This is a genomic window from Vibrio sp. QJM3NY_35, from assembly GCF_057785915.1.
The window spans coordinates 1,304,648-1,324,630 of sequence record NZ_CM173507.1 but is presented as its reverse complement, the minus strand read 5'-3'; the positions used below and the strand labels follow the sequence as shown (position 1 = coordinate 1,324,630).

At 44.4% G+C, this 19,983-nt stretch carries 17 protein-coding genes; 8 read left to right on the top strand and 9 right to left on the bottom strand.

The genetic code is table 11. The features are described 5' to 3' along the window. Positions 1-111: 111 nt before the first annotated feature. Positions 112-1,485 carry an MATE family efflux transporter gene (locus AC3CH3_RS06080; protein WP_488537968.1) on the bottom strand — a complete coding sequence of 458 codons (1,374 nt, stop codon included), beginning with the start codon at positions 1,483-1,485 and terminating at the stop codon, positions 112-114. A 96-nt stretch (positions 1,486-1,581) separates the two neighbouring features. On the opposite strand from AC3CH3_RS06080, the gene AC3CH3_RS06075 reads away from it, so the two are divergent. After that, a complete protein-coding gene (locus tag AC3CH3_RS06075; protein ID WP_488537967.1) occupies positions 1,582-3,012 on the top strand; it encodes a DUF2867 domain-containing protein in 1,431 nt (476 codons plus the stop codon). Positions 3,013-3,146: 134 nt separating this feature from the next. Here AC3CH3_RS06075 and AC3CH3_RS06070 read toward each other — a convergent pair whose 3' ends face one another. From AC3CH3_RS06070 to rsuA, 3 genes are all read right to left on the bottom strand, one after another. Further along, the gene (locus AC3CH3_RS06070) at positions 3,147-3,806 is read right to left on the bottom strand and encodes a DUF2913 family protein (RefSeq protein WP_010441495.1); all 660 of its coding nucleotides are present in this window, start codon (positions 3,804-3,806) and stop codon (positions 3,147-3,149) included. Further along, positions 3,806-5,023, bottom strand: coding sequence for a Bcr/CflA family multidrug efflux MFS transporter (locus AC3CH3_RS06065; RefSeq protein ID WP_019821313.1), 1,218 nt, complete (start codon positions 5,021-5,023; stop codon positions 3,806-3,808). Before AC3CH3_RS06065 ends, AC3CH3_RS06070 begins: the two co-directional genes overlap by 1 nt. 200 nt (positions 5,024-5,223) lie before the next feature. After that, a complete protein-coding gene (gene rsuA, locus AC3CH3_RS06060; RefSeq protein WP_029405364.1) occupies positions 5,224-5,919 on the bottom strand; it encodes a 16S rRNA pseudouridine(516) synthase RsuA in 696 nt (231 codons plus the stop codon). A gap of 97 nt (positions 5,920-6,016) precedes the next feature. On the opposite strand from rsuA, the gene radD reads away from it, so the two are divergent. From radD to AC3CH3_RS06040, 4 genes are all read left to right on the top strand, one after another. After that, positions 6,017-7,759, top strand: a complete 1,743-nt coding sequence (radD, locus tag AC3CH3_RS06055) for a DNA repair helicase RadD (protein ID WP_488537966.1) — start codon at positions 6,017-6,019, stop codon at positions 7,757-7,759. A 180-nt stretch (positions 7,760-7,939) separates the two neighbouring features. Then, a complete protein-coding gene (locus tag AC3CH3_RS06050; protein WP_017066076.1) occupies positions 7,940-8,338 on the top strand; it encodes a PepSY domain-containing protein in 399 nt (132 codons plus the stop codon). Positions 8,339-8,399: 61 nt separating this feature from the next. Further along, positions 8,400-9,059 carry a response regulator transcription factor gene (locus AC3CH3_RS06045; protein WP_017060377.1) on the top strand — a complete coding sequence of 220 codons (660 nt, stop codon included), beginning with the start codon at positions 8,400-8,402 and terminating at the stop codon, positions 9,057-9,059. Positions 9,060-9,163: 104 nt separating this feature from the next. Next, complete coding sequence (locus tag AC3CH3_RS06040) at positions 9,164-10,510, top strand: ATP-binding protein (protein WP_019821310.1); 1,347 nt, start codon at positions 9,164-9,166, stop codon at positions 10,508-10,510. A gap of 77 nt (positions 10,511-10,587) precedes the next feature. On the opposite strand, the gene AC3CH3_RS06035 is transcribed toward AC3CH3_RS06040, so the two are convergent. Together AC3CH3_RS06035 and AC3CH3_RS06030 are read right to left on the bottom strand one after the other, a co-directional pair. Then, positions 10,588-11,895, bottom strand: coding sequence for an LssY C-terminal domain-containing protein (locus AC3CH3_RS06035; RefSeq protein WP_488537965.1), 1,308 nt, complete (start codon positions 11,893-11,895; stop codon positions 10,588-10,590). A gap of 14 nt (positions 11,896-11,909) precedes the next feature. Further along, positions 11,910-12,638: a glycosyltransferase family 2 protein gene (locus AC3CH3_RS06030; RefSeq protein ID WP_488537964.1), complete on the bottom strand. Its 729-nt coding sequence runs from the start codon at positions 12,636-12,638 to the stop codon at positions 11,910-11,912. Between the two features lie 369 nt (positions 12,639-13,007). Between AC3CH3_RS06030 and rplY the strand changes: the two genes are divergently transcribed. Further along, positions 13,008-13,286 carry a 50S ribosomal protein L25 gene (gene rplY / locus AC3CH3_RS06025; RefSeq protein WP_010441516.1) on the top strand — a complete coding sequence of 93 codons (279 nt, stop codon included), beginning with the start codon at positions 13,008-13,010 and terminating at the stop codon, positions 13,284-13,286. Between the two features lie 1,175 nt (positions 13,287-14,461). Here rplY and AC3CH3_RS06020 read toward each other — a convergent pair. Then, entirely contained in the window at positions 14,462-14,788 is a 327-nt protein-coding gene (locus AC3CH3_RS06020; protein WP_488537963.1) for a hypothetical protein, read from the bottom strand. Positions 14,789-15,375: 587 nt separating this feature from the next. Between AC3CH3_RS06020 and AC3CH3_RS06015 the strand changes: the two genes are divergently transcribed. Continuing rightward, on the top strand, positions 15,376-16,404 hold the full coding sequence (locus AC3CH3_RS06015) for an IS110 family RNA-guided transposase (RefSeq protein WP_017041084.1): 1,029 nt from the start codon (positions 15,376-15,378) through the stop codon (positions 16,402-16,404). Positions 16,405-16,745: 341 nt separating this feature from the next. On the opposite strand, the gene AC3CH3_RS06010 is transcribed toward AC3CH3_RS06015, so the two are convergent. Continuing rightward, on the bottom strand, positions 16,746-17,012 hold the full coding sequence (locus AC3CH3_RS06010; RefSeq protein WP_488537960.1) for a hypothetical protein: 267 nt from the start codon (positions 17,010-17,012) through the stop codon (positions 16,746-16,748). A 176-nt stretch (positions 17,013-17,188) separates the two neighbouring features. On the opposite strand from AC3CH3_RS06010, the gene AC3CH3_RS06005 reads away from it, so the two are divergent. Continuing rightward, complete coding sequence (locus AC3CH3_RS06005) at positions 17,189-18,343, top strand: IS110 family RNA-guided transposase (protein WP_102461521.1); 1,155 nt, start codon at positions 17,189-17,191, stop codon at positions 18,341-18,343. A gap of 916 nt (positions 18,344-19,259) precedes the next feature. On the opposite strand, the gene AC3CH3_RS06000 is transcribed toward AC3CH3_RS06005, so the two are convergent. Next, positions 19,260-19,874 (bottom strand): hypothetical protein, encoded by a 615-nt coding sequence (locus tag AC3CH3_RS06000; protein ID WP_488537962.1) that lies wholly within the window; start codon positions 19,872-19,874, stop codon positions 19,260-19,262. Positions 19,875-19,983 lie beyond the last annotated feature (109 nt).

The following is a 19,983-nucleotide window of genomic DNA, read 5'->3' as shown; positions in this document are numbered from 1 at the left end:
CATTAGTTAGAATTTGGAAGGAGAATCTACACTAATTCCCTGTTAGGAGGAAGTATTTTGAAAGATAGATCACACACCAACGATAAAGTGATGTGATTGGTGCGCCCTACTTCAACTTCCTATCAAGTTTTTAATCCATTTTCTTGTTTTCATGCGATAGAGCGACCCGCCCCACTTAATCACTTCTTCGGTAAGGAAAAGCAGATACACCCATTCAGGCGGAAACTTAAGATAGATTGCGGCAATAGCCGCTAGTGGAATACCAATCACCCACTGAGCAATCACATCTTGATAGAGGCAGAACTTTACATCGCCGCCCGCTCTCAACACACCAACAATCACAGTCAACGGTACAGAACGAATAATAATACCCACACTCAGAATCAGAATGAACTTTTCTGAGAGAGCTCTAGTTTCTTCGGTCAGTGCGCTAAAGGCATTAAGTATTGGCGTTTGAACGAAGTAGAGAAAAACGGCCACAACGATACTGGTTAAGAAACACAGAATCGTTAAGCCCAACGCTTGATAGTAAACCGCTTCATTGTTTTTCGCGCCAAGTTGGTTCCCCACAAGAACCGCTGCCGCATTCGATAAACCAATCAATAAACTCAAGGAGATAGATTCAACTGGCGTCATCACCGAAAGCGCCGCTAAGCCTTGTACACCTGACTGTCCCATAATAGCGTGATAAGCGAACAACCCACCAGCCCAAGCTAAGAAGTTGAAGGTCGTAGGCAGGGACAACTTCAAGAAGCGAATCACCTTATCAATCGAAGCTGCTGCTTTAATATCGCAGAACTTAAAAGCTAATAAATGCTTAGAGAAATAGAGGTAGCCATATAAGGTCGCCACTTCAATGGCACCGCTCAATACCGTGGCAATCGCTGCGCCTTTAATTCCAAGCGATGGAAAGCCTAAGTTACCGAAGATCAGCACCCAGTTTAAGAACACATTAGACAGAATGCCGATACCGCTGAAGAAGGTGCTTAGCCCGGGTTTGTGCATCGCTCTCAAACCTACAGCCATACTGCTGACACACGATACCGCTAGCATGCTAAATGAGGTAATTACGATGTATTCAACGCCTAAGTTGATGACCTCTTGAGAGTCAGTCGTCACGCCCATGATTTGTGCAGGAAATGAAACGAAAAACGCAATGGTCAGTAATGCAAACAGTGTCGAAACCAGCCACGTCAGCGCAGTACTTTCTCTCACACCTTGTCTGTTACCCGCGCCCCAATATTGAGCAGTAAGAAGAGCACCGCCCGTGGTAACACCCACCAGCATAATGGTCGTCACAAACATTGCACGGCTCGCAACCCCCACTGCCGCAATGTCTGCTTCCCCAAGCTGACCTAACATCAACACATCGACTAAGCCTCGGCTTGAAAACATAATGCTCTGCAAAGCAATAGGCAAAGCAATCGCAATAAGCCTACGAACAAAATCACCTCGAGTGTGATGAATAATTGAAGAGAGCAACATAGAGATACCTAAACGGAACGTATTGATGAATAAAGATAAATATCGCGCTATTATATCAATGTTCGGTTTTTAACCACAGATATAAATGGAGTAACAATGAAGAAAGTACTGGTTTTAGGCGCTTCTGGATATGTTGGTTCGCAACTCCTCCCTCTCCTGCTTGAGCAAGGCTATCAAGTCACGGCAGCAGCAAGGCATATCGACTATTTAAAGGCACGGACCGAGCCTCACGAAAACTTATCGCTTGAGTATCTTGATCTGGCCGATCAAGCTGCGACACAAGCCTTAGTCCCCGACTTTGATCTTATCTTCTTTCTCGTCCATGGCATGGCAGAAGGCCACGACTTTATCGATTATGAGCTGAACTTAGCCCGTAACTTTGTTTCGGCTCTTGGCCCAAAGAATCAACACGTCATTTACCTGAGCTCTTTACAGCCTCAGACAGGTGACTCAGAGCATCTTCAAGCGAGAAAGAAAACCGGTGAGCTGCTTCGTAAAGGACCCGTTCCAGTTACCGAGCTTCAAGCAGGCGTCATCATAGGACCCGGCTCTGCAGCATTCGAGATCATGCGAGATTTCGTATACAACTTGCCGATCATGATTGCGCCAAAGTGGGTCGACTCTAAAGCGAACCCGATTGCCTTGCAGAACCTGAACCATTATTTACTAAAACTCGCACAAGACACGCCAAACGAAAGCCAAACCTTTGAGGTTGGCGGGCCGGATATTGTCTCTTACCGAAACCAGTTCGCTCATATTGCCAGAACTGCCGATCGTCCACTCAGGCTATGGGCTACATCGCTGCTCACACCCAAGATTGCTTCATATTGGCTAGGCGTAGTGACCTCTGTACCATCCAACATAGGCAGAGCCCTGCTTGCAGGCTTAAAGCACGACTTCATCGCCAGTTCGACCATCATTAGAGAAAAGTACCCTCAGAAGCTTATCTCGTTCGAAAATATGGTTGAACAAGCCATTCACGCTGAAGGAAACTTTGTCAAAAGCAATGTATGGGGTTTCGATAAAACTGCCTTCAAACGCTGGCAAGCGGGATACGGTTATTACCCGAAGAAAACAGGCGCTAGCATCACGTCTACAACCTCACTAGAGTCTCTTTGGCAAGTAGCTCAACAGATAGGAAGCCCGAAACAGGGTTACTTCTTCGCTAATGCTTTATGGCGCACACGCGAATGGCTCGACCTTTTATTTGGCGGTGGTATTCCGATTCGACAAATGCCAGAAGGGCCGAATCTAAAAGTCGGTGACAAAATTGACTCTTGGAAGGTTATTCGTTGTGAAGAGAATCAGTTTTTATCCCTGCTTTTCGGTATGAAAGGCCCTGGGTTGGGGCGACTCGAGATTACCGTCTCTGACCTCGGAGACTCTCGCGAGCTGAACATTTCAGCGTGGTGGCACCCTAAAGGCTTTCTAGGGTTACTGTATTGGTTTGCGATGATGCCTGCTCACCTATTTATCTTTAAAGGCATGGTAAAGGCGATTGAGAAGCAAGCTAAAGAGCAGGATTAAAAGCAAATTCGAGGTTCGGGTAACGGGATGCGAAAAGACTAAAAGCAAATTAGCGACACGCGCCATGAGAGGCAAAAATAAAGAGCGGATAATTCCGCTCTTCGTATATCTCATCTCGCATCCCGAATCCACGACTAGCCGATAACGCTAATTGGGATTTCAGCCAACTGGTTGCCTTGGTTAGCTGGGTATACGATGTATTCACCGTGGTACTTCACTGCAGACTTATAGTCCGTCACTTTGTGAAGCATAAAACCCGCTTCCATCGCAGCTTGGATAAACTCAGCGTGGTTACCACGAACAAACCAGTTCATTGGTTTAACCATCAACTCACCGTCAAAAGAGTCGTCGCACTGTTTACCACACAAGGCAAAAGAGTGCTCACCATCGGTGAAGAATTGAATCTTACCGCCAGTTGTTAGCTCATCTTCACTCGATACGCTCCAACCCATCTCGTACATTTTGTCCATGAACGCTTCAACATCACTGTCTTTTAGCGCTTTAGGCTCTTCGCCTTCAGGGAAAAAACGTCCGTAAAACGCAGAAATACGTTTAAAGGTAAAAGTTAAATCAGAGTTGTTGCCTTTTGAGCGACCCTGTTTCTGCCAGCGAACCAAGTCCGGCACAATCACACGATCATAAGCTTGAGATTTAATCGCTTTTGTTACCCAACGAACAAGGTAAAGGTTGTTCGCGATAGGCGCGTCAATGGCTTTGCCTGACTTATGTAGAGCGTACAGCTCGCCTAACGCATCATTCACTAACTTCTGAATTTCAATATAGTATTTTGACATTATGCCTTCTTTCCTAATGTCCAATATAGTAATGCTGACAGTATTGCACATGCTGCCATCACCATAGCCATTGGTCCTGCAGTGTCACTTGGTAGCATGGCAACAATTGCCCCCACCACAGAACCAGTACCAAATCTTAATGTGCCCGCAAGCGAAGACGCTGTGCCGGCCATATTCGGGTATCCGCTTAAAAGCAGCGCCATCGAGTTACTACCAATAGTAGACAGTGTGCCGATAAACAGCATCACGAATGGCACAATACCCCACAAACCGATATCTAACATCCAACCGACTAACAGACCTAAGCCCGCAAACAGTTGAATGGTTAAACCTACTCTGAGCATAGCGTGAGAGCCCACTTTCTTAACGATTCGACCGTTGATGCTTGTCATCAAGATCATAGCAACAATGTTCAGACCAAACAGGTAGCCAAACAGATCAGGGCGAACACCATAGATATCAATGTAAACGAATGATCCAGCCGTTAAGAACGCAAACATCCCTGAAAAAGAGAATGCACCAGAGAAAATCAAGCCCATCGCCGTTGGGTTCTTACACAAACGCGCGTAATTACGAATCGTTGTTTTAAAGCGCAGTGGCTGTCGCTTTTCTACAGGGAGCGTTTCAGGGATCTTCATCGAAACCGCTAGAATTACGATCACAGCGAAGATAGCCAGTACCCAAAAAATAGAGCGCCAACCAAACCATAATGCCAAGTAGCCACCAATCATCGGAGCCACCAATGGCGCTACCGTCATCACCAAGGTAACGAAAGACATAGTTCTCGCGAAATCTTCACGATCGAACATATCTCTTACCACCGCTTGGATGATAACGGCCGCAGCAGCACCAGCAAAGCCTTGAGCTGTACGGATGTAAGTCAGCGCTTCAATGCCGTGCGTTATCGCACTCACCATAGAAGCGATAGCAAACAAGAGCACACCAATAAGCAGTACAGGTTTACGACCGTAGCTATCCGCCAACGGACCATGCAGTAACTGTCCCAGAGCGAAACCTGCGGTATAAGCTGTTAGCGTGATTTGCACCTCACCCGCCGTCACACCAAGATCTTTGGCAATGGTCGGCATCGCTGGCAGATACATATCAATGGCTAGCGGAGTAAGTGCACCAATCGCACCAAGAATCAAAAACAGCATTAAGCCTAATTGAGGGGTTTCTGGTTGGGAGCTTGGGCTCTGTGAGGTCGATGTTTGCATGGTTCTCCGAATGTTCAACTGATAGAGCTAGGGACTAGCGTGAGTACGCGAGTCAAAGATTGGCTGAGACTTTCCTAGTACCAGTCAACATCATCAGCCGACGCTATCCATGGTCGGCTTTACAACGAAAGGGCTATTTCCAGCAAAAGTTGTTTCTTGCTAAGAACAATTTCTTATTAAGAGCAACTTCTAGCTAAGGACTACTTCCAGATTGAATCGACTTCTTCTTGCGTTAGGTAACGGTATTCACCTAACTCTAAAGATTCGTCCATCTCAATTTCGCCAATACGTTCACGGTGTAGTGCTTCTACCTTGTTACCAATAGCAGCAAACATACGTTTAACTTGGTGGTATTTGCCTTCGTGAATCGTTAGCAGCACTTCACGCTCTGCACGAACTTCTAGGTGTGCAGGAAGTGTTAGGCCATCTTCGCTCTTAAGCTGGATGCCCTCTTTGAATTTTTCAACGTAATCGTCTTCAACAGGTTCAACCAACCACACACGGTACGTCTTCTCGCACTTGTGCTTTGGCGAAGTGATACGGTGAGACCACTTACCATCGTCGGTAATCAACACAAGACCTGTTGTATCAATATCTAGACGGCCAGCAAAGTGCAGCTTGTCCATTTTGATTTCATCAAGTAATTCAAACGCGATACGATTTGCGCCATCTTCATGCGAACAAACAAAGCCTTCTGGCTTATAAAGCATGATGTAACGTGGGCCGTGAACATTCAGTTCATTGCCTTGCCATTCCACAACGCACTCTTCAGTTACCTTGAGTGAACCGCTTTTTTGAATGACATCATTTACTGTCACTGCCTTGGATTTTAATAAGTGTGTTGCTTCTCTTCGAGTGACGCCTAATGCATCGCACAGAAATTTATCTAAACGCATGAATACCTCAACTAATCTAAGTCGGGTATTATAGTCACCTTTGCTCAATTAGTTGAGCTATTTCACACTATTTGTTTTCTACCCTACAAGACGCGATATGTATACACTCCGCCCATACCAAGCTGATTCTGTAAAATCAGTGATTCATTACTTCAGAAAACACCAAACTCCGGCTGTTCTCGTGCTTCCGACAGGTGCAGGAAAAAGCCTTGTGATTGCTGAGTTGGCAAGGCTTGCGAAAGGTCGAGTGTTGGTACTTGCTCACGTAAAAGAGTTGGTTGAACAGAACCATGAAAAGTATGAAGGTTATGGGCTGAAAGGCTCAATTTTCTCTGCGGGTTTAGGACGCAAAGAGACCGACCAACAAGTCGTGTTTGCTTCGGTGCAATCTGTGGTGCGAAATCTCGATTCATTCTCTAACCAATTTTCACTGTTGGTTATCGACGAATGCCACCGTGTTCCCGATGAAAAGACCAGTAGCTACCAGAAAGTCATCACTCACTTGCGCGAGAATAATTCTGGCATCAAAGTGCTTGGATTAACGGCTACCCCGTATCGTCTTGGGATGGGTTGGATTTATCAATACCACACTCGCGGTCAAGTACGTTCAGATGAGCCACGCTTCTTCCGCGACTGTATTTTTGAGCTGCCGATTCGTTATCTGCTCGACGAAGGTTTCTTAACTCCTGCACGTATGATCGATGCACCCGTGTTGAGCTACGACTTTTCCCAGTTAAAGGCAGCGAGCACTGGTCGCTATAAAGAAGCAGAACTCGACATGGTTATTGAGCAATCGAAACGCGCGACCCCGCAGATTGTCGACCAAATCATTCACCTAGCCCAAGACAAACTCGGCATCATGGTATTCGCTGCGACCGTTCGACACGCGCAAGAGATCCTCGGCTTATTGCCAGAAGGTGAAGCTTCAATTGTGATTGGTGATACACCAACTCTCGAACGTGACCAAATTATCAGCGACTTCAAAGAACGTAAAATCAAGTTCTTGGTTAACGTATCGGTATTAACCACAGGTTTTGATGCGCCACACGTCGATTTAATCGCGATTTTGCGCCCGACAGAATCCATCAGTTTGTATCAACAAATCGTTGGCCGTGGCTTACGCCTATCTCCGGGTAAAAAAGAGTGTTTGGTGCTCGACTATGCGGGCAACAGTTACGACCTTTACCAACCTGAGGTCGGCGATCCAAAACCGGATTCAGACAGTGAAATTATCACCATCCCTTGCCCGGCGTGTGGCTTCAATAATAACTTTTGGGGCAAACTAGACAGCAATGGCTTCTTGCTGGAGCACTTTGGTCGTAAATGCCAAGGCTACTTTACCGATGAAGACACGGGCGAACGCGAACACTGTAATTATCGCTTCCGAGCGAAATATTGCGGTGAATGTGGTGCTGATAACGACATTGCTGCGCGCATTTGTCATGAGTGCGATGCAACCTTAGTCGACCCAGACAAAAAGCTAAAAGAAGCACTGAACCTAAAAGATGCCTTGGTATTTGAATGCTTGGAAATGGATCTCAACGTGCTCAAAGACGAGAAAGGTAAATCACAACTTAAGGTCACCTATCGCGGGGAAAACCAAGCGCAAGTGCATGAGTTTTGGTCATTAACCACCAAAAAGCAGAAGCAAAACTTCAAAGACCAGTTTGTTCGCCCTCACCTTGCAGACAGACATCGCCCTTTTGAAGAAGCCTCACCGACGAAAGTGGTTGCTCACCAACATAGATTCCGCCCGCCTCAATTCGTGATTGCACGTAAAGTCGGACGCTTTTGGAAAATGAGAGACAAGATATTCGAAGACGAACTACAGCAGCGTTAAGGTTAAGAATAAAGGTAAGTCTTACGTTCTTAACACTTGGCAATTAATCTTATGTATTAAAGCCTGCGCCATTTAAGCGTTAAGTTTTTCGGTATCAAATTCTCATTATTAATCAGGTTCACTTTCTGTTCAGAATTACTTTTTTATACTGAACGCTATCAACCTTCTCTAGGATTCGCTATGTTTAGTAAAGCTATGATTTCTTTGTTTTCTATAAGCTTAGGCTTATTTGTTTCTGCTGGCGCATGGGCTGACTCACATCATAATGGTCATGAATTAGTGCAGGACGTTCATAAAGCAGGAACCAGCATCGAATTTGAAGAAGATCAAGACGAAGTCTACGAAGCCGTACGAGAAGGCTACATTCGCCCTTTCTCAGAAATGTATGCCGCGGTTGAAAACGATCTTCATGGCAGAATCATTAAAGTAGAACTAGAAGAAGATGACGACATTTGGGTGTATGAACTAAAAATCAATTACCAAAACAACATCATCAAAGTCGAATACAACGCTGAAACGTTAGAAATGCTTATGATCAAAGGCCGCAACTTTAAAGACGCAATTAAACACGGCGACTAGTTACGTACGACGAAGAGCTAAGCACGACGAACAGTCATTACAAGAATTAAGAAGAACAATTATGAAAATTTTAGTCGTTGAAGATGAGCCTCGTTTGGGCCAACAAATTATTGAAACACTTGAGGGAGCCGACTGGGTTCCAGAGCTTTCTCAAGATGGTATCGACGCACTCTACCGTGCAACGTCAGAAGAATGGGACGCGATTGTCCTCGATTTAGGTTTACCTAAGCTTGACGGCCTAACGGTATTAAAAGGCATTCGAGACGAAAATATCAACACACCTGTGATTATCTTAAGTGCTCGTGACACACTAACTCAACGTGTTGAGGGCTTGAACGCGGGTGCTGATGACTACCTAACTAAGCCATTTGAGATGGTCGAACTGATTGCCCGTATCCGTGCTCAACTGCGCCGCGCATCAGGCAGTGCTGCTCCAATACTTCAAATCGGCGATCTAAGCCTAGACACACGCAGTTCCAAAGTGTTGTGGCAAGGCCAAGCGGTTAGCCTTACCGCGCTAGAATATAAAGTCGTTGCGTACTTCATGCATAACCAAAACAAGGTTATCTCGCGCACAGAGCTAGTTGAACACATCTATAAACAAGACTTCGACCGAGACTCAAACACTGTTGAGGTGTTCATTGGTCGTATTCGCAAAAAAATCGCACCAAAGATCATCAAAACCGTTCGTGGCCTTGGCTACCAACTGAATGCCGAATAACTCAGTCGTCAATCACGCCAAGAGTAACCATCAATTAAGTGGACAGCCTGTTCTGATCATCGCAATACGATAAGTCACGATGAGCAAAGGCAGGTTGGAAATACATGAATCTAAAGAAACGAACACTTAAAAACATCAGTCTAAAAAGCCGCTTGCTCCTTGCTGCGGCTTTTTGGCTAGGTGCGATGATATTAGCGGCAGGTGTCGGGATTCCGAAACTGGTTAACGACTACCTCGTCGATGACATGAAGCAGCAGCTTGGCTTAACCATGGATGAGTTAACCGCCAATATCGAAACCAATGACAGTGGTAACCTGATCATGGCAGAGCGTCTGTCTGATCCTAGGTTCAACCAACCCTACAGTGGTATTTATTGGCGCGCCGCTACCCAAGAGCAGATCATCCGATCTCGCTCGCTATGGGATAAAGACCTCACCATCAAGCGTTCGCCAATTCACACATCAGTCAAAGGGCCTGAGAAAGAAAAGCTGATTTACATCGAGCAAGATATCTACCTGCCTGAATTGAGCGACCCTGTCACGATCACCATTGGTATCGATGAAGATCCGCTAGAATCGACTCTGACCGAACTGACTGGCCAAGTCTGGTTGATTCTCATGTTGCTGTTTGTTGGCGTGCTGATGTTGATCGGTATTCAAGTCAGTTGGTCGCTATTACCGCTCAGCAAGATGCAACGCGAACTGGTGATGCTAAGAAACGGCGAGCAACAAGGGTTAAGCGATAACTACCCAAAAGAAGTTTCTCCATTAGTCTCGGACCTCAATGCCCTACTCTTCCACTATCAAGAGTTATTAGAACGAGCTCGTAACCACGCGGGTAACTTATCTCATGCGTTGAAAACTCCGCTGTCGGTTCTGAAAAATGAGATAGAGCGACTTCCAGAGAATGACAAGGCACTGCTGCAACAACCCATTCATCAGATTCAAAGCCAAATCGATTATCACCTTGGCCGCGCTCGCATGGCAGGTGCAATGAACATTCTTTCGGTGAAGTCTTCACCTTGTGAGCGTGTCGAAGCTATCTCAATGGCGTTTGATAAAGTCTACGCTGCCAATGAAGTCACCATGATTAACGAGCTAGACTCTGAGATTGAAGTGGCAGTAGAAAAAACCGACCTTGATGAAATGGTCGGCAACCTACTCGAGAACAGTTACAAGTGGGCGGGCAGTATTATTCGTGTCCATGCAAACGAACTCGACGATGGCAACATAGAGTTGGTGATCGAAGATGATGGTCAAGGCATTCCTGAAGAGAAGCTTGAGCAAGTGACCAAACGTGGCGTTCGACTTGATGAAACCACGCCAGGAACAGGCTTAGGGCTTAATATCGTAAATGAAATGGCACACAGTTACCGAGGCAGCCTAACGCTCAGCAAGAGCTCAATGGGCGGCTTAAAAGCTTCTCTGGTGCTTAAACTAAGTAAAGGCTAACCACATCCAGTAAATATTAAACGCAATAAGCCCTAGCGCAATGCTAGGGCTTAGTTTTATCGACCTTATATACAACTCTATATATCGTTCACAGCAACATCTAAAGCTTGCGAATCATTACTCAGGCTCGTTGCTCCAATCATTAAAATTCTACCATCAGTATAATAATCATGATCTTCATTGAGCACTTCCACAGTTGCCAGTGAATACTTGTCTAGTTCAATATCTGGTAGTGAAGTTCGTATCTGATTAGCGAGCCTATCTCGCTCTTCATCAACGTTAGGGTCAATATTATGAAGTACGGTCACAATGCCTGAATAAGGCGTGATTTTAAGGCCATCATCATAGCTAATTGCGCCTAACCACTGAGGCTGGTTAGTTTTAATATCAACACCTGCGCGCCACCAGCGAATATGGCTGCGCTTCATCAAATTACCAGGTAATTGAAACGCCATATCTTGCGGCTTGTCTCGCCAATATAAATCGGACACAGGTGGCGTTTTTTCTCTAAGCAATGCGAGATAACCAGCCCATTCAATCTCATTTCGAGAGAAGGTTTGATTCTCTATCCAGCCTGGTTGCTTCATTAAGTCTCTTGGGGTTGCTCCAACATAAATGACGTTGATCGCTTGTGCTGAATAGAATGACGATTTCCCTGGGAATGCTTTATAGGTAACCGAGTTCCAGTCTACTTTGTTTATTTGAGCCGTCTCTTGTTGATTCTGAAAGTCATCCGCTTTCCAAAAAAAGTGGGCGTAGTTCGCAAACAATATCCACGCTAACAACAGCGCACTCGACTTAAGAACCAAGCGTCGCCACTTCATTCGATAACCAATAATAGTGAAAACCAATACCGCGAACACACCGACGATCAAACTATTATGCTCAGAGATAGATATCTTAAGGCTATTAAGCCACGGAAAGTTTTCAACGCCGTGCGCCAATAACATACCCCAAGCAATGAACTGCCCTCCACCAAGGGCCAAGCCGATAAACGCCAACACACTGAAATTGCGCCACGGTACACGATGCGAACCCGCTATAAATGGCACTACCCAAGCGATAGGCCCTAATAAGCGAGCAAAAAGAATGATGTATGTACCTTTACGAGCAACCAAATAGCGGCAGCGCGCAATTAGTCTCTTGGTTTTAGGGCGAAACTTAATAAGCCTTCGTTGCGCCTTAGCACCGTATCTATAACCAATGAAATAACTGAGTTGATCACCAAGCAAACCACCTAGCATTACCAAAACCAACGCCATCCATGCACCTGAATACAGTTGAAAGCCCGCAGCGATAAAGAAGGGCTCTCCCGGTACAAATAGGTTTGGGCCAATGAGAGCATCACCCAATGCTCCCAGAAACAGCCCTATTCCATCAAACATAACAACCTCAATGCTTACTGTTCTTTGTAGTGACCAAACTTGTAGTTCATCTCGTTGTTACGCATTTCGCCTTTAAAGAAGCGTCTTACATTGGCTTTAAGATAAGTAGAGCCTGTCTTCACAACGCCATCTTGGTCTAAACGACGTGGGTCAAAGCCAAATGTCATATTCAAGAATCTAAATCGCCATGTTTTGCTCGAACGTTTTACGTAGTCACAGTCTTCACACAGTACGATCTCTTCATCGAAACCACCGATCTCATCATGCGCTCGTTTCGTCGAGAAAATACACGCGCCAATCGCCGTTGGGAAAAAGAACTGGGTAGTAAACAAGCCTGCGTTAAATAGCCCGTAACCAAACTTGTGCACAAGCGGCAGACCTTTCGAACTCATGTACACTCCGGCCACCTCAAGCTTGTTCTCTTCTAGTTCATAAAGCGCTTTCGCAAGGAAGTTTCGAGGCAAGCTCACATCGGCATCTAAGAAAAGAATTCTGTTATATTTCGCCAATGAAGCACCTGTGTTTCGACCAAGGCTCACACCACGATTTTCCATATGATGGACAGTTAACTTTGGCAAGGCGTTTTCATAAGCTTGTGCCACTTCTCTTGTGTTGTCTTCACTGTTCGAGTCGACAACAATCACTTCAAACTCTTGGTGGGTTTGCGCGCTCAACTCTTCCATTAAGCGGCTAATACGTTTCTCTTCGTTTAGCGTAATTACGACAATGCTTACCGGTTCCATATTTTCACCTATTCACTCTGCTGTTTAATTAACACTAAGATTAACGAACCAAGCCTTAACCAAGTCTTAGGCGAACATTCATTTTCCGTTCATTAACTTGATGATTTAGCAGTGATATAAATAGAGAAGAGTGACGATGAAAAAGGGGGTAAAATAGGCTAAACAAGCGTTAGCGGACGTTTTATCTCCAAACGAACCAATTATCGAAGGAAATTCACTTTGAGGTGGGCTTCTGACTTGCTCATTTTGGAATGTGATGTTAGTATCCGCGCTCGCTTAAGCATGAACTCGTTTATGCCTAAGCATTACCACATACTCAAGGTCGCATTGAGGTGTGAAGTTAATTTTTACTAATTTGAGAGTAAAACTATGAAATTTGAAGCAGTAGTACGTACTGAACTAGGTAAAGGTGCGAGCCGCCGCCTACGTCACGCTGGTAAATTCCCAGCTGTAATCTACGGTGGCGAAGCAGCAGCTGTAGCTATCGAACTTGTTCACGCTGACGTGATCAACCAAATGGATAAGCCTGAATTCTACGAAGCAATCACTCTACTGATTGACGGCGCAGAAGTTAAGGTTAAGCCACAAGACGTTCAACGTCACGCGTTCAAGCCAAAAGTTGAGCACATGGACTTCATCCGTATCTAATTCCCTACCAAGGAATAAGATTGGATTAATCCAAGCCTTCTGCATAGAAAAGATAATCGATCTTACCAGTCGAGAAATCTAGAAATTCGAAACCCCGATGCTACCAACATCGGGGTTTCACCGTTTTTGAGCCCTCAAAAACGTCATAAATCTCGCGCAATGCACTGAAAATAATCAACTTTCCTCTTCCCCACTTTATCCCAGTCTTGCTTGGGTGGATTAAGGGTGGACGAAAGGTGGACTTATACAGTAGTTTTTCTAACAGTAAGACTAGACCGCTTTTTCGCTAGGTTCAACACACTACTCAAACAAAAAGACAAAACCGACTAGCATCTAGAATGTTACTTGTATGGTCTTGTACGCACTTCTAAATGAATAGAGCAATCAAGAATAAGAACTACTCCTTTGGCATAACTCGCTAGCGCTGAGAGCCGCCTACTTACATTCATGTATATTGGATTGGGCTTTACCACCACGTAATACACTCCAGGCCAATCAAACAACACTGAAAGGCGATCAAGAAAACACTTCTAGCCTTTCGTTCATTCTTAACACCATCTTCCAACCTAATCACTGCAACTCTCCATAAGAAACCCGAACTCCTATCCTGCAAATAACCGACTAATCCAGTATTGAGAGATTAAAAAATTCAAAGGCATTCACATAGCCCAACACTCACTTTTCAAAACACGACACTCTACTTCCCTGGCTCAAATCACGAATTCGGAATCCGAATAACAACTCGAACACACATACAAAACCATAAATATTAAAGCATTTGGGGCCAAGAATTTGTGATGGTGGGGCTCTGGTCGCATCACAAGCATAAACTCCCGCAACCCCCACCCTCATGCACTCTAGGTGACACTTTCAGTTCACCTAGAGCGCACGAATTTAAAGGGCTAGCGAGAGATTTTATTGACCAAGTAATGTTGACACTTTTTTGGAAGAAATCTCAATCCAGATTCTAGTGCTAATTCTTAAAAATCAACGGCATTTTGAAGGAGAAAAAAACGAGTAACTCTACGATTTTCAATACAACTCGTATAATAAACTCGTAAAAGTGAGGTTGCCGAAGCAAAATTGTAGCGGATATCCGAATTCGCGAATAAAAAGGAGTAATATTGAGATGGTTGCAGCTATGAAAAAGAAGCGGCCTGATTAGCTAACTTTCCTTAGGCTCTTCTTTCTAGAATACTCGTAATGTCTTTTTTGAGTTCCTCTGAAAGGCGTTCGAATTGTTCTGGTGCAACCAAACCTTCCTCGCACATTTGCATGAGCTGGATAAATGCACGGTTTCGAGAATGGCCATCAAAAATAAGCTTCATTTGCTTTTGAGATTCTTTGGAGTGCTGGCACATAAAGTTATACCTTTCCCCTACAGGTTCTGCTTCATCAGTAATCGTTTTGATGACTTCATCTAGCTGTCGAGTACAAAACACTTGCGCTGCTTCACTCTTTATCTCGCAAAAGATTTTCCAATCAGACTCTTCGATATTCATACCAACCTCCATAAAGTGTTACTTCTTAGGGTAGAACATGGCGCCATAGTCTCTTGTTATGTGCGATTTTTCGAGGTGAGAAATATAGCAGGAATGTAAAACACAGCCCAAAAATACACAATAAACAAGGTATAAAGAAATGTTGTTAGATAGACCGAATTTTTGTCACTCTGGCTCAGTAAAAACGAGACGGCAAGTACCCCAGCACCAGAGATCAATACTCCAAGCGCAACCCAGAAGTGCTTAGTATCAAACATAGACCATGGTTTACTGTATATGCTATGAACATAAGTAAAGCCTACATTGCCCGCGACAACAGATACCGCAATAGAGACAAACTTGTCCCAATGACTATCAGATGCGTATAAGTATGAAAACGCCCACACATATATCGATGTAAACATACACCAGAGGAAGATACTAATTCCTTTGAGATAGAACCTTCTATCACATAGATGTTTATATGCCATATTTACCCTCTGAATTTTCCTTCAATGACAAGCACTTAACGAATGATATGGACTCCCTCTACCTGACACTCTGCGTGCCATACTTACTTAGTACACGCTGAAGAACTAGAGGTTACTATGTCCACCATTCAAACTATTGGCGTTGACCTCGCCAAGAATGTATTCAGTATTCACGGCGTTGATGCATATGGCAAGTGCGTCCTACGCAAAACTGTCAAAAGAAACAAACTCTTAGACACATTCGCGAAGTTACCGCCCTGCCTCATCGGTATGGAGGCGTGCTCTGGTGCACACCACTGGGCGAGAGAGCTACTGAAACTAGGTCATAACCCGAAAATTATGGCGTCCAAATTCGTTATTCCATATCGACAAAATGAGAAGAACGATGCCAATGACGCAGAGGCCATCTGTGAAGCGGTATCTAGACCCAAAACACGATTTGTCTCTATAAAAAGTGAAGAGCAACAAGCTGTGCTTTGCCTACACCGTATTCGACAGGGGCTAATTAAAACAAGAACGGCGACTATTAACCAGCTCAGAGGTTTGCTTTCCGAATTTGGCATTGTGATGCCGCAGGGTCGCTACTCGGCTCAAAACACCATTGGTAGCGTCCTTGAAGATGCAGAAAATGGTTTGCCTATACTCGCTCGAGAGCTACTTCAAGATCTATCGAACAAGATTCAACACCTTAACCTAGAAGTATTGCATTATGATCGTAGAGTCTCTGCTTTAGTTCGTGAGATGGCTTCAGCCAAAGCCCTCATGGATATTCCAGGTGTCGGTGAACACAGTGCAAGTGCCATTGTCGCGACCGTCAATGACGCCAAACAATTTGGATCTAGCCGCCAATTTGCCGCTTGGATTGGGTTGGTTCCAAGACAATACTCAACAGGTGGTCATGTTCATCTTGGTCGCATCAGCAAAAGAGGCGAAAAACATATTCGCACTCTACTTATTCATGGCGCAAGAGCCGTTATTGCACGATGTAAAGAGAAAACCGATCGCAACAGTATTTGGTTAAATCAACTCGTTGAACGACGAGGTTATAAACGAGCAGCTGTCGCCCTAGCAGCAAAAAACGCTCGCATAATATGGGCGTTATTAACAACAGGAAAAGAGTATAAGATTAACTATGTAAACGGTTAACACTCACCGAGTCAAAGCAATAGCAAATGATGACAATACGACCAGACCGAGATGCCTAAACCTGTTTAATTGGGAAGTAATAAATACTGTTTAACGAATGAGGCTGGCATCAAGCGAATATCATCAAGGTGACGGAACGATTCCGATTAAACACCGAATGTAGAGCTGCTGTCCGATCCACTGTTGTCAGCGGGAGCTATTGTTGACAAAAGAGGGAGTCCATGTAGCCCAATTAAGGGGTGAACAACGCCTCCACCCAACCTAAAACATTGTGACATAAACACTAAATTTGAAGTAGAAACAAAAATGCCAAGCGTTGTGAATCCCTCTTAAATTGCTTGTTAGGCATTTGCCAACGGGCGCAGCCGATCTGCTGGAATGTTCCAACGCTCACCATTTACAGTTGACACTGATATTGTCTTTTTATTGAACTTAACAACAACACAGACATGAACTATGCCTTTACCATCAACAAATTCCGCTGGAGAACCAATTATGAACTGTTGCCTTTTAGCCTCAATTTCAAGTTCATCTAGGCGTTCCAAGCGAGCTACGATTCGGTTATTTAACTCAATCAATTCTTTTCGAGTTAACTTGTCAATATCCATACTTACAAACTCTGCTACATTGAAAATAAAGGGTATTGTATCAGCTAAATTTGAGAATCTAACGATTAATGCCTAGACATAATGACCCCCACGAGGTGCTAGCCTCCAATTTCGTGGGTTAGCGTAAAGCCAGAGCCATAATTAGTGTGTTCAAACAACTAAATTTGGAGGCTAGCATGAATAACGATAGCATAATTTTCATTGGCTTAGATACGCATAAGTCATTTATCCAAGTCGCCGTCTTGCAAGAGCAACGCGGGGCTACACCTGAACATTTGGGACGGATAAAGTCTAACAAGTCCGCCCTCATTAAACTCACACAACAACTGCAATCTAAATATCCAAAAGCCACCCTCCATTTTGTCTACGAGGCTGGGCCATGTGGATACTGGACATACCGATTGCTCACCAGCCTTGGCCACTGCTGCTGTGTCATCGCTCCTTCCCTTATTCCAAAGAAATCAGGGGATAGAGTCAAAACAGATAAGAGGGATGCTGCAAAACTTGCCAAGCTTTTTAAGGCTGAAGAGCTTACGCCTATTTATGTGCCTGAATCTGAAGACGAGGCGATAAGAGATTTATCAAGGGCTCGAGAAACCGCGATGAAAGATCTTAAAGATGCAAAATTCCAACTCAAAGGCTTTCTTCTACGTAATAATGTACAAGCGACGGTGAATGATAACTGGTCTAAAAAGCATCTACGGTGGCTAACCGACCTCATTCTTCCCCATCACAGCCAACAGATTGTATTGCAAGAAATGATCATCACCATCAGTGAGCGGATGCAAAGATTACAACGGTTAGATAACGAGTTATTACACCAAGTCAAAAACTGGCGTTACTACCCTGTTGTCAAAGCCATTCAAGCTATGCGGGGGGTGCGACTCCTTGTTGCTCTCGGCACCATTGCCGAGCTCGGCGACCTACGTCGCTTCGACCATCCCAGAAAACTTATGGCTTATGTTGGCCTCGTACCGACTGAAAGCTCCAGTGGCGGTAAAACGAAGCGAGGGAGCCTCACCAAATGCGGAAACAGTCGAGCACGACGGTTGCTTATTGAGGGCGCACATACTTATAAGCACAAAGCTAATATCTCCGTCGAACTGCAACTGCGACAAGAAGGACTGCCCAAAGAAATTGTCGATATTGCTTGGCATGCTCAGCAACGATTATGTCGCCGCTATCAACGATTACTACAAAAAGGCAAACATCGAAACGTTGTCGTCGCCGCTATCGCAAGAGAAATGATCGCGTATATCTGGGCTATCGCAAGAGAGGTGGTCGTTAGCGCAGTCGAACCAAAAACACGGATTGCAAGGCTGCCTGTATGAGAAAAGAATTAGTGTTAACGCATTGGATAGAGCATCGGGTGTGGCACAAACACCGACGGCGTTAGGATGGCAATAAAGCTCGCGCTTTATTGAACCACGAGCATAGACTGAAGACAGGTGCCACGACGAAATAAGTAAGGTAGGCGCTGCTCATCTCGCGATGAGTAATCCACGTATATCAGCATGAGAACCGACGAAATTACTTGCTTCATCTATGCGTTAACACTATCTCAAAATAAACAAAAGGCTCTGAAATGTGGGAGCAGAAACTTCTACGTTTTAATTGACAGTGGGGGTCATATCAACGCCCTGCTAAGCGGCAAATAAACTAGCCACTTAACTTAAAATTTGCACCGTAAACACTTTAGCTAACCAGACCAAAAATGCCACGCGTTTATTTGTCCGTTTAAGCAGTTTGTTAAGACTTGCTTTGAAAACCGACTTCGGATTGACGCTGTAGTGAACGGCCAATGATAAAGCTGAAATCACCGCTAAACGACCAGACCGATTTCAAACGAAACACTCATAAGCGGTGACCCACGAAACCCGATATGCACAGAGCTAAAAGCCGCCTACAAAACTGACGCGTTCAATAATGAACTGCGGAAAAATCCAACTCAACAAGTACGTGAGAGTTTGAGAGCAGATAAAAACCATCGGTTCGAGAAACGCCCTTCATAACGGTTGCCATCAAACTTTGGATTACGCCCAAACTGGCTTTTGCAGCGCACATTGTGAAAGCCACAAAACCACACGAATTTCAAAGTGCGACAAACTTAAAGTGGCCGATTGCAGAGCTATCTAGCCAAAAAATCACAGCGAGTCTTAACGCCGCATTAAGCGGAATAAAATAGTTGGCTAAACTTGTTGAGGCACGAAACATGGCCAACTGTTTTAGTTCCGTTTAAATGCCTTGTTATGTGTATTTTTGCTGTAACTCTTTTCGAATTTCTTCTCTAAGAGCCGGTGGCATTGGGTCATACCACCTTAAGTCCATTAACTCAGGGTCATAGACAACGCCAATGGAACGTCTAGGTAACACTCTTTCGAGCTCCACGCCTATAGCTTCTAGATTTGTAAGACCAAGTTCTAAGTCTCTTAAAAAGTCGAAAAAACAAGCTACTGCATCTACATGTTTGGATTCAGTAAACCCAACAGGAAACATTAATTTTAACGTACGATTGTCAAATATTTTGGCTGAAAATGACAACTCATGAGAAAATTTACGTTCGATTTTATTTAAACCTAAAGTAGGCTCAATACGCTCTTTCTTTTTTGTTTCGCCACTAAACGATGCAAATTGAGCCTTAATTTCAGCGTAAGCATCTTTTCCTAATTCCGATACAATAGACTTAAAAAACGGAGACACTATGTGCACAGTAACCAGTGTTGGTATGATCCAATCCGCGCATGCAAATGGTCCATATTGCCCCAATGATTTATGCTCGGTAACCTTTGATAGGTTCCCGCTTAGCATTAACTCTGAAATTTCAGAATCTAGCTTTCCTTCATAATTTGCAATTTTGATCATATTACACCTTACACATAACGCCGCATTAAGTGGTGAGCAACGCACGACCACAGAGCCTAAACCATTGTGCCGTAAACACTAAATTCAAAGCAAACCAAAAATGACGAGC

Coding starts and splice junctions, on each gene's coding strand:
- AC3CH3_RS06080 (WP_488537968.1), bottom strand. CDS start 1,485: ATGTTGCTCTCTTCAATTATTCATCACACTCGAGGTGATTTTGTTCGT.
- AC3CH3_RS06075 (WP_488537967.1), top strand. CDS start 1,582: ATGAAGAAAGTACTGGTTTTAGGCGCTTCTGGATATGTTGGTTCGCAA.
- AC3CH3_RS06070 (WP_010441495.1), bottom strand. CDS start 3,806: ATGTCAAAATACTATATTGAAATTCAGAAGTTAGTGAATGATGCGTTA.
- AC3CH3_RS06065 (WP_019821313.1), bottom strand. CDS start 5,023: ATGCAAACATCGACCTCACAGAGCCCAAGCTCCCAACCAGAAACCCCT.
- rsuA (WP_029405364.1), bottom strand. CDS start 5,919: ATGCGTTTAGATAAATTTCTGTGCGATGCATTAGGCGTCACTCGAAGA.
- radD (WP_488537966.1), top strand. CDS start 6,017: ATGTATACACTCCGCCCATACCAAGCTGATTCTGTAAAATCAGTGATT.
- AC3CH3_RS06050 (WP_017066076.1), top strand. CDS start 7,940: ATGTTTAGTAAAGCTATGATTTCTTTGTTTTCTATAAGCTTAGGCTTA.
- AC3CH3_RS06045 (WP_017060377.1), top strand. CDS start 8,400: ATGAAAATTTTAGTCGTTGAAGATGAGCCTCGTTTGGGCCAACAAATT.
- AC3CH3_RS06040 (WP_019821310.1), top strand. CDS start 9,164: ATGAATCTAAAGAAACGAACACTTAAAAACATCAGTCTAAAAAGCCGC.
- AC3CH3_RS06035 (WP_488537965.1), bottom strand. CDS start 11,895: ATGTTTGATGGAATAGGGCTGTTTCTGGGAGCATTGGGTGATGCTCTC.
- AC3CH3_RS06030 (WP_488537964.1), bottom strand. CDS start 12,638: ATGGAACCGGTAAGCATTGTCGTAATTACGCTAAACGAAGAGAAACGT.
- rplY (WP_010441516.1), top strand. CDS start 13,008: ATGAAATTTGAAGCAGTAGTACGTACTGAACTAGGTAAAGGTGCGAGC.
- AC3CH3_RS06020 (WP_488537963.1), bottom strand. CDS start 14,788: ATGAATATCGAAGAGTCTGATTGGAAAATCTTTTGCGAGATAAAGAGT.
- AC3CH3_RS06015 (WP_017041084.1), top strand. CDS start 15,376: ATGTCCACCATTCAAACTATTGGCGTTGACCTCGCCAAGAATGTATTC.
- AC3CH3_RS06010 (WP_488537960.1), bottom strand. CDS start 17,012: ATGGATATTGACAAGTTAACTCGAAAAGAATTGATTGAGTTAAATAAC.
- AC3CH3_RS06005 (WP_102461521.1), top strand. CDS start 17,189: ATGAATAACGATAGCATAATTTTCATTGGCTTAGATACGCATAAGTCA.
- AC3CH3_RS06000 (WP_488537962.1), bottom strand. CDS start 19,874: ATGATCAAAATTGCAAATTATGAAGGAAAGCTAGATTCTGAAATTTCA.